Annotated in this window: 10 protein-coding genes; all 10 read left to right on the forward strand. The window is 58.3% G+C overall.

Features of this window, described 5'->3' with window-relative positions; genetic code table 11:
* The coding region (locus PA598K_RS34245; RefSeq protein WP_148092036.1) for an S-layer homology domain-containing protein at nucleotides 1-473 on the forward strand (473 nt) is incomplete at its 5' end.
* Nucleotides 370-747: a DUF1146 family protein gene (locus PA598K_RS34250; protein ID WP_260405754.1), complete on the forward strand. Its 378-nt coding sequence runs from the start codon at nucleotides 370-372 to the stop codon at nucleotides 745-747. The genes PA598K_RS34245 and PA598K_RS34250, both read left to right, overlap by 104 nt.
* Nucleotides 748-963: 216 nt before the next feature.
* Nucleotides 964-2,391, forward strand: coding sequence for a UDP-N-acetylglucosamine 1-carboxyvinyltransferase (gene murA, locus PA598K_RS34255; protein ID WP_128661196.1), 1,428 nt, complete (start codon nucleotides 964-966; stop codon nucleotides 2,389-2,391).
* 329 nt (nucleotides 2,392-2,720) lie between these two features.
* Nucleotides 2,721-3,818, forward strand: coding sequence for a stage II sporulation protein D (gene spoIID / locus PA598K_RS34260; protein WP_128661197.1), 1,098 nt, complete (start codon nucleotides 2,721-2,723; stop codon nucleotides 3,816-3,818).
* Between the two features lie 99 nt (nucleotides 3,819-3,917).
* Nucleotides 3,918-4,652, forward strand: coding sequence for a M23 family metallopeptidase (locus tag PA598K_RS34265; RefSeq protein WP_128661198.1), 735 nt, complete (start codon nucleotides 3,918-3,920; stop codon nucleotides 4,650-4,652).
* Nucleotides 4,653-4,843: 191 nt separating this feature from the next.
* Nucleotides 4,844-5,131 carry a sporulation transcriptional regulator SpoIIID gene (gene spoIIID, locus PA598K_RS34270; RefSeq protein ID WP_128661199.1) on the forward strand — a complete coding sequence of 96 codons (288 nt, stop codon included), beginning with the start codon at nucleotides 4,844-4,846 and terminating at the stop codon, nucleotides 5,129-5,131.
* 114 nt (nucleotides 5,132-5,245) lie between these two features.
* Nucleotides 5,246-6,244 carry a rod shape-determining protein gene (gene mreB / locus PA598K_RS34275; RefSeq protein ID WP_128661200.1) on the forward strand — a complete coding sequence of 333 codons (999 nt, stop codon included), beginning with the start codon at nucleotides 5,246-5,248 and terminating at the stop codon, nucleotides 6,242-6,244.
* Nucleotides 6,245-6,347: 103 nt separating this feature from the next.
* Complete coding sequence (locus PA598K_RS34280) at nucleotides 6,348-7,214, forward strand: flagellar hook-basal body protein (protein ID WP_128661201.1); 867 nt, start codon at nucleotides 6,348-6,350, stop codon at nucleotides 7,212-7,214.
* A 42-nt stretch (nucleotides 7,215-7,256) separates the two neighbouring features.
* The gene (locus PA598K_RS34285) at nucleotides 7,257-8,105 is read left to right on the forward strand and encodes a flagellar hook-basal body protein (RefSeq protein ID WP_128661202.1); all 849 of its coding nucleotides are present in this window, start codon (nucleotides 7,257-7,259) and stop codon (nucleotides 8,103-8,105) included.
* Nucleotides 8,106-8,125: 20 nt separating this feature from the next.
* On the forward strand, nucleotides 8,126-8,500 hold the full coding sequence (locus tag PA598K_RS38515; RefSeq protein WP_260405755.1) for a DNA-directed RNA polymerase subunit beta: 375 nt from the start codon (nucleotides 8,126-8,128) through the stop codon (nucleotides 8,498-8,500).
* Nucleotides 8,501-8,739: the final 239 nt, after the last annotated feature.

Below are 8,739 nucleotides of genomic sequence, written 5' to 3' on the forward strand. Positions count from 1 at the left end.
CGCTCCGTAAGGAAGGCATCGTGAGCGGCTACAGCGACGATCGCTTCAAGCCGGGCGAGCAGGTGACGCGCGCCGAAGCGGTGGCGATGCTGGTGCGGGCCTATCGGCCGAGCGGCAGTCAGAGCGCGGCGTTTAGCGATGTGCCGGGCAGACATTGGGCGCATGGGGCGATCGCTGCGGCAGCCGGCAACGGCTGGGTGTCGGGATATCCCGGCGGGAAGTTCCTGCCGGATCGACCGGTAAGTCGGGCCGAGATGGCGGCGATGCTCAGAGCGGCGGCAGGACTCCCTGTCGTACAAGCCGCACAGCCGCCGTTCACTGACGTCGAGCCTGGCCACTGGTCGGCTTCGTCCCTGACGGCGCTCAAGCGTGCGGGATGGATCACCGGATTCCCCGGCGATACGTTTTATCCGCAGCGGTCGGCTAGCCGCGCCGAGTTCGCGGCGCTGTTGCATCGGACGCTCGATTCGTAATGCAGGACGGAGGCGATCAATCATCAATCGAACCAATATTACAGCTTCGGTCGGCTTTGACGGTCTGCTGTCGCTCGTCATCGCCTTGCTGAGCGTAACCTTTGCCTGGTATGTGGTCCAGGGCATCAGCTTGGACAAATGGCTCAAGCAGCCGCGCGGTCCGCAAGCGCGTATGCTCCAGCTGCTGCTGGCTGTCGTGCTCGGACATGGGCTGGCGCGATTTATCCTCGACTATCTGGAATGGACAAGAATGCTGCGGTGGATTGTCGAATAAGCTGCGTTAAAAAAGTCAACAATGGGTAATACATGACGGAGACGAGAGGGTAACGGTTGTCCGATGGTGTCGGGCTCCGCTGTCAACGATGTGAATCGTGTCGAATGGTGCCAGAGAGCTAAAAAACAAAAAGCGCTTGTCGATGAGAAGTAATAAATGGTATGATTGAGTTTGTTGTGTGAATTTTGCTTTGACAGCGCGCGGGGGGAATAATGAATGAGTAAAATAGTCGTCCGCGGTGGGCAGAGACTATCAGGAACCGTAAAAGTAAGCGGCGCGAAAAATTCCGTACTCCCAATTCTTGCAGCTTCTCTGCTGGCAGCCAAGGGGAACAGCGTGATTCGTGATGTGCCGTTGCTGGATGATGTCACGAATATTCAAAAGGTGCTCGCTTGCCTGGGCGCCGAGCTGACCTATAACGACGAAACCGAAGCCATGAACATAGATGCTACGACACTGACCTCCCATGAGGCCCCATACGAGCTGGTCCGCAAGATGAGAGCCTCCTTCCTGGTGATGGGCCCTCTGCTGGCACGGATGGGGCAGGCGCGCATCTCACTGCCAGGCGGCTGCGCGATCGGGACGCGTCCGATCGACCAGCATCTCAAAGGTTTCGAAGCGATGGGGGCCGATATTAACCTCGGTCACGGATACATCGAAGCCAAGACGGACGGACGTCTGCGCGGCGCCAAGATCTATCTCGACGTAGCCAGCGTCGGCGCCACGCAAAATATTATGATGGCGGCCGCTCTGGCCGAGGGCACGACGACGATCGAAAATGCGGCCAAGGAGCCGGAGATCGTCGATCTGGCGAACTACCTCAACGCCATGGGAGCGACTGTACGCGGCGCTGGCACCGGCATGATCCGCATCGAGGGCGCGGAGGATCTGCATGGCGCAGACCATACCGTCATCCCGGATCGCGTCGAGGCAGGCACCTACATGATCGCAGCGGCGATTACTGGCGGCGATGTCTATGTCGAAGGCGCGATCGCCGATCATCTGGCGCCGGTCATCTCCAAGATGCAGGAGATGGGCGTGAGCGTGATCGAGGACGAGAATGGCATCCGCGTCCAAGCTGAGCAGGCGCTCAAGTCGGTCGACGTCAAGACGCTGCCCCATCCTGGCTTCCCGACCGACATGCAGTCGCAGATGATGGCGTTGCTGATGGTGTCCGAGGGGACCAGCGTCGTCACCGAGACGGTGTTCGAGAATCGCTTTATGCATGTGGAGGAATTCACAAAGCTGCAGGCGCACATCAAGGTTGAGGGCCGGACAGCCATCGTGAGCGGCGGCACCAAGCTGGTCGGAGCCAAAGTATGCGCGACGGACTTGCGCGCGGGAGCTGCTCTGATCTGTGCAGCGTTGCGCGCCGATGGCGAGTCCGAGGTGACAGGCATTCACCATGTGGATCGCGGCTATGTTCGTTTGACTGAGAAGCTGGCTGCGCTCGGCGCAGACATCCGGCGTGTCGAGGCCGAGCCGGCCGTCGATGCGGTGGAGGAGGCTGTCGTGACGATGCTCGGCGATCTCGGCGCAGACGTCGACAAGAAGCCGGTCATCGCTGCATCCGCCAAGCCGGCAGACAGCAGCAAGCGCGACAAAGACGTGGCCGTACTGAAAGCTCAACCAACCTGGGCCTAAGTACTCCTTACATAATAAGAAGCCACCCGTAAGAGGCGGACCTGATCAGGTCCGTCTTTTTGCATTTATAAGAAATTATAAGTTTCACGTGTATAAATGGGCTTCTAAATCTCCGACAAAGCTCTTCGCACGTCCTGGAAGGACGACGAAGTCGTTTTTGCTTGGTTCAAAGCCGACGGCTGAAGCGGACTCTTGCGCGAATCTCCCGAGTCCTGTTCTATTCTAGTAACGAAGTCCATAGACTACGCTATGGACAATCCAAGCCAAAGCGCTGACCTTGCCGGTCGAAGCGCTGCTTCGTTGTCTTCCGAATCGGGAGGGAGAATCGCATGCGTATGGTACTAGGTTCGAGATTGTGGAAGTGGTCGGCTGCTGCGGGTGTCGGCGCAGCGTTGCTAGTGTTGCTGGCAGGACTAGCGCTCCGATCGATGGGGGGCCCTGGCGGGCAGCCGCCCCAGCCATCCGGCGCGGTAGTGCAAGAGTCGGGGCAGGGCCAGGATCAGGCGTCCGCGCGGGCGCAGGCGCAGCAGGAGCTGGCTGCTGCGGAGGAGACGTTGACCCGGCAGATGAGCGCGCTCGATGCCTTGCGGGTGGAGGTCTATGTCAGCGCAGAGGAACGCGTCGAGCGCGTGCCGCTGGAGCTGTATGTGCGCGGCGTGCTGGCCGGGGAGATGCCGGTAGACTTTGAGCTCGAGGCGCTCAAGGCGCAGGCGATCGCAGCTCGCACTTATATTGTGAAGCAACTGGCCGCTGGCGGCTCGGGCGGCGTCAAGGGCGGCGATGTCAGCGACACGGTCGCTGATCAGGTCTATGTTCCGCTGCGACAGCTGGGCGACCGCTGGCCGGAGGAGGAGTCTGCGCAGGCGCTGGCCAAGCTGACGCGAGCGGTGCAGGAGACCCGGGGGTTGATCATGACCTACAATGGTCAGCCGATCGAAGCTTCCTTTTTCTCGACTAGCAATGGCTATACCGAAAATTCAGAGGATTACTGGACGCAAAGCCTTCCCTATCTCCGCAGCGTAGCCAGCCCGTGGGACGAGGCGCTGTCGCCTCGCTACGAGCAAGCGGTCACTCTTACTCTGGCAGAGTTCCGGCGCAAGCTGGGCGTACGCAAGGGCGCCGAGCGCGAGATGAAGGTGCTGGAGCAGACGGAGGGCCGCCGGGTGAAGCGGATGTCGATCGGCGGCAAGACATTCACGGGTCGGCAGGTGCGGGAGAAGCTGGGACTCGCCTCGAGTCAATTCGTCTGGTCGACCGGGGACGGCGAGATTACTTTTACGACCTACGGGTACGGTCACGGCGTCGGCATGAGCCAGTGGGGGGCCAATGGCATGGCGCTGGCGGGCAAGCAAGCGAAGGAGATCCTGCAACACTACTATACCGGGGTGAAGATCGAACAAGCTTCGAAGCTACCGGAGGAGTTCTAGCCGGTGCCCGGCCTGCCCTTTGACACTCTATAAAATTAGCAAACGCCTCACGTATAAATCACGAGCTTCTGGCAACAATGGCTAGTGAGGTGATGGAAGATGAATGAAGAAAACAAACCCAATGGTCAGGAAACTCCCAAATCGAATCCGGGAGGCTCCACTGCCGGCGCATCTTCGTGGAAGCGGCTGCTCGCCAAAAAATGGTTTTCCCCAGCAGCTTTCATGGCGGCGGCAGCAATTATCGTAACCTTAATGTGGCTCTATCAGGGATCAGGCCAACTAGAGATGACAGAGGATAATCAACCTGGTCAAGAAGCCGCAGAAGGCAGCAGCGAGACTGGCGAACAGCCGGGCGTCATCGACGAAGAGACGCTGGAGGTACTGGCAGGCAACGAAACGATGCAATGGCCGGTATTGAACCGCGACGAGCTCGTCATCGCAACTCCGTTCTATGAAGCGCAAGCTTCGGAAGAGGAGCGGCAAGCAGCGATGGTGCAGGTCGGCAATACGTTCACCGCGCATATGGGCATTGACTTCACGCAAGCGGACGACCAGCCCTTCGACGTCCTGGCGGCGATGAGCGGCAAGGTAAGCCATGTCGAACAGCATCCGGTCAGCGGGTATATCGTCGAGATCACGCACCCCGAGAGCGTCGTCACGATCTACCAAGGCGTAAGCGACGTCACGGTGAAAACCGGCGACGAGGTGAAGCAAGGCACGATCATCGCCAAGTCGGGGCGCAATGAGCTCGAGAAGGATCTGGGCAACCACCTTCATTTCGAAATTCGCCAAAACGGCGAAGCAATCAACCCTGACGCGTTGCTGCCCGAATAACGAGCAGCCCGCTGCCCAAATAAACGGGTGAATGACGCGAAGAGCGGCAGAGACGCGAGTCTCTGCCGCTTTGACGTCTGCAAAAATGAAAATATTTGTACAATAAAGCTTGTCAGGCTTGGCAATAAAGAATATCTACCCGCTCCCCTCATATACTGTACCAAACTATCTCGAGTAGGGGAGGCGGGAACGTGCACGATTACATCAAGGAAAGAACGATAAAAATCGGCCGCTGCATCGTGGAGACCAAGCACACGGTACGGACGATCGCCAAGGAATTCGGGGTTTCCAAAAGCACTGTGCATAAGGATCTGACCGAGCGGCTGCCAGAAATAAATCCGGACCTGGCCGATCAGGTCAAGCACATTCTCGAATACCACAAGTCGATCCGGCACTTGAGGGGAGGGGAAGCGACGAAGATCAAATACAAGAAAACGAGCGGCAAAAAGCGGGAGGTGCTCGCGGCTGCAAAAATCTGACGTTTTTTCAGCAAAAATAGAGGATTTTCGCCCCGCTGTATCGAACTAACTTCCAGGATGGGCATCTAATGCCCAATTGACCGAATCTAACGAATGGTGGGGGACTTACGCCTTATGTTTAGCAAGGATATTGGAATTGACCTGGGCACGGCGAATGTAGCGATTCACGTCAAAGGAAAAGGCGTGGTGCTCGATGAGCCTTCGGTCGTCGCGATCGAAAGCGATACACGACGCGTGCTCGCAGTAGGTGAGGAAGCGCGCAGGATGGTCGGCCGGACGCCAGGCAATATTATCGCGATCCGTCCGATGAAGGACGGCGTCATTGCCGATTTTGAAATTACCGAAATTATGTTGAAATCATTCATCGATCGGATCGGCGGACGAACCTGGTACAGCCGTCCACGCATCCTCATCTGCGCGCCAACCAATATCACATCCGTAGAGCAAAAGGCGATCCGGCAGGCCGCCGAGCGGAGCGGAGCCAGAGAGGTCTACCTGGAAGAAGAGGCGAAAGCTGCTGCCATCGGGGCTGGAATGGATATCTTCCAGCCCAGTGGCAACATGGTCGTCGATATCGGCGGTGGGACAACCGACGTAGCCGTCCTCTCGATGGGCGACGTCGTCACCGCCTCCTCCATCAAGATCGCAGGGGACAAGTTCGACGAAGCGATCATGAAGTTCATCAAAACCAAGTACAAGCTGATGATCGGTGAGCGGACAAGCGAAGACATCAAGATGAAGATCGGCAAGGTGTACCATGACGGCCAGAAGGACGAGATGGACATCCGCGGCCGCGATATGGTGTCGGGACTGCCGCTGACAGTGACGATCCACTCCGATGAAGTGCGCGAGGCGTTATGGGATTCGGTAACGGCGATCGTACAGACCGCCAAGTCGGTGCTGGAGCAGACACCGCCGGAGCTGTCGGCCGATATCATCGACCGGGGCGTCATCCTGACGGGCGGCGGCGCTTATCTGCGCGGACTGGACACGTTGCTCGCCGAGGAGCTGAAGGTGCCGGTGCTGGTCGCCGAGGATCCGATCCATTGCGTCGTCAAGGGCTCTGGTATTATGCTGGACAACCTCGATCGGGTGGCCAAAAAGCTCGGTTAGGCTCTTAGCCTAATCATTTGCCGCGCTGCTGCCGATATAATAGGGACAAGCGTCTGCGCCTGCACGAGGCATAAGCGGACAAGCATGCCGGAGGTGCAACCCGATGTTAAGAGGGCTATATACGGCGGCTGCGGGGATGGTCACGCAGCAGCGTCGACATGATACGGTAACTAATAATATCTCGAATATCAATACGCCGGGCTTCAAACAAGTCAATGCGATTGGTCGTTCCTTCCCGGATATGCTCATCTCGCTGACCGGCGTGGAGGGCGAGAAGTCCAAGCAGATCGGCACAATCAATACTGGCGTCTTCGCCGAGGAGAGCCTCTCGATCCATCTGCAGGGCGATATGTCGGAGACGTACCGCGCCTCCGATTTTGCGATCGTCTCCGACCTGGCGGTGCCTGGGATGGCCTTCGACGCCTCCGGCAAGTTCGTCGGACCAAACGGCGAGGTGACGTTTCAGCCGCAGGCATTTTTCACGGTGCAGGATGAGAGCGGCGAGCTGCGCTATACGCGGGACGGCAAGTTCACGCTGAACGATGCAGGCTTCCTCGTGACTTCTGACGGCTCCACAGTGATGGGCACAGGCAACGCGCCGATCCAGTTCGCGCCCGGGATATCGATCGACCAGCTGACGCTGACCGCCGACCAACGCTTCGTCGATTCGTCGACTGGCGCAGACACCGGGGCCCAGCTGTTGATCACGCGGATCGAGAATCCGAATCTGCTGATCCGCGAGGGCAACAGCAAGTTCCGTCTGGAGGGCGATGCGGCGCTCGCTCAGCCGATCGCTGCGGGCGACCGGTACGAGGTGCGTCAAGGGTTCGTCGAGCGCTCCAACGTCGATGCCGGACAGTCCATGATCGATATTATGGCAGCGCTCCGCGCTTACGAGGCTAATCAGAAGGTCGTGCAATACTATGACCGCAGTCTGGAGAAGGCGGTAACGGAGGTCGGACGCGTCTAGCGCCGATATGCGTGGCGAATCTAGCCATCAGGGAGGTACGGGATGAACAGCTCAATGATCAATGCGATGGTGTCGATGAATGGCCTGCAGCAAAAGCTCGATCTGCTCGCCGACAACATCGCCAACGTCAACACGGTAGGGTATAAGCGCAAAGACGCCACCTTCGAGGACCTGCTCACCAACATGAAGCAGCAGGGCGAGGCGTTCGAGCAGCCGGTCCGTCTGACGCCGCTCGGCTTTAATCAAGGCTGGGGCTCGCGCCTGACGATGATACAGCCTGTGATGACCCAGGGGCCGGTGCAAAAGTCGGACAATCCTTATGATCTGGCGATCCAGGGCGATGCGTTGTTCGAGGTGATTACCGACGAAGTGGGTACAAGGGCCTATACGCGCAACGGCGCTTTCCAGCTGACGCTGGACCAGGATGGTACCCCAATCATCGCCACCAAGGAAGGCTATCCGCTGGTCGTCCAGCGCCCGCCAGATGCGGCAGGCAACATTACGGAAGGCCGTGTTGTAGTACCTGATGGCTATGGCGTACGGGTCAGTCAGGAGGGCCGCGTGCAGGCGGTGTCGTCCGACGGATTTGACATCATCGAGCTCGGGCGGGTAAAATTAGTGCAGCCCATGAAGCCTGGCGTGTTGTCGCCCACAGCAGACAACCTGTTCGTCGTCGCTGACGGACTGGAGGTCGATGATGTGGTGCGTGCCGTGGTGCCGGATGAGATCAACCGGCTTGCTCTGATGCAAGGATATCTGGAGCAGTCCAACGTTAACCTCAGTCATGAAATGTCGGAGTTAATGATCGTTCAACGGGCCTATCAAATGAGCGCGCGGGCGCTGACCTCAAGCGATACGATGATGGGGTTGGCCAACAGTCTGCGTGCCTGATGAGATGGGGAAGATACAGGATGAACAGGGAAAGTCATGACGGAGGGCGAATCGCCTCCGGAGAGCGGCGCCGCAATGAAGAGGCGGCGCAGCGGAGCGAATGGCGCACGTCAGCGGAGCCTGAGGCGGAAGCAGAAGCAGAAGTGTCGGCTAGCCAGGTCACTCGTAAACGTACCGCTGCGGAGAAGGAAGAGCCGGCATACAAGCCGCTCCCTTTAGTCGTGCGCATGCTGCTATGGGTTCTGCGCAAAAGTATCGTACCGATATTGCTCATACTCGCGTTGGTAGGCGGCGCATTTATTGGCTACGTCATGCTGGGCGAAGGCGATCGCGCCGATGTATGGAAGTGGGAGACGTGGCGTCATCTATACGATCTGATCTTTATGGACTCGTAAGAGACGAGGGCAACAACCTGCGACCGGATGACCGCGGTGACCTGTTGGCGGGTTCGTATGAGCGAGGCCCGGCAGGGCCTATAGGAGATCATTATTAGGCTGCAGTTTTTGCGACTGCGGTTTTTTGTTGTGGGGAGGAGGCTGCTCTCAAAACAATGCCTACGGTCACGGGATCGATCTTCCGATCGTTGTTGTCCTCAGATTTCTTTATTTGAACCGCATTAGCGGTTGAAATCCGG

It is taken from the genome of Paenibacillus sp. 598K (assembly GCF_003851045.1).
Lineage (GTDB): Bacteria > Bacillota > Bacilli > Paenibacillales > Paenibacillaceae > Paenibacillus_D.

Excerpts from the sequence above, each read along its gene's own strand:
- PA598K_RS34280 (WP_128661201.1), top strand. The coding sequence starts at position 6,348 with ATGTTAAGAGGGCTATATACGGCGGCTGCGGGGATGGTCACGCAGCAG.
- mreB (WP_128661200.1), top strand. The coding sequence starts at position 5,246 with ATGTTTAGCAAGGATATTGGAATTGACCTGGGCACGGCGAATGTAGCG.
- PA598K_RS34285 (WP_128661202.1), top strand. The coding sequence starts at position 7,257 with ATGAACAGCTCAATGATCAATGCGATGGTGTCGATGAATGGCCTGCAG.
- PA598K_RS38515 (WP_260405755.1), top strand. The coding sequence starts at position 8,126 with ATGAACAGGGAAAGTCATGACGGAGGGCGAATCGCCTCCGGAGAGCGG.
- PA598K_RS34265 (WP_128661198.1), top strand. The coding sequence starts at position 3,918 with ATGAATGAAGAAAACAAACCCAATGGTCAGGAAACTCCCAAATCGAAT.
- murA (WP_128661196.1), top strand. The coding sequence starts at position 964 with ATGAGTAAAATAGTCGTCCGCGGTGGGCAGAGACTATCAGGAACCGTA.
- spoIID (WP_128661197.1), top strand. The coding sequence starts at position 2,721 with ATGCGTATGGTACTAGGTTCGAGATTGTGGAAGTGGTCGGCTGCTGCG.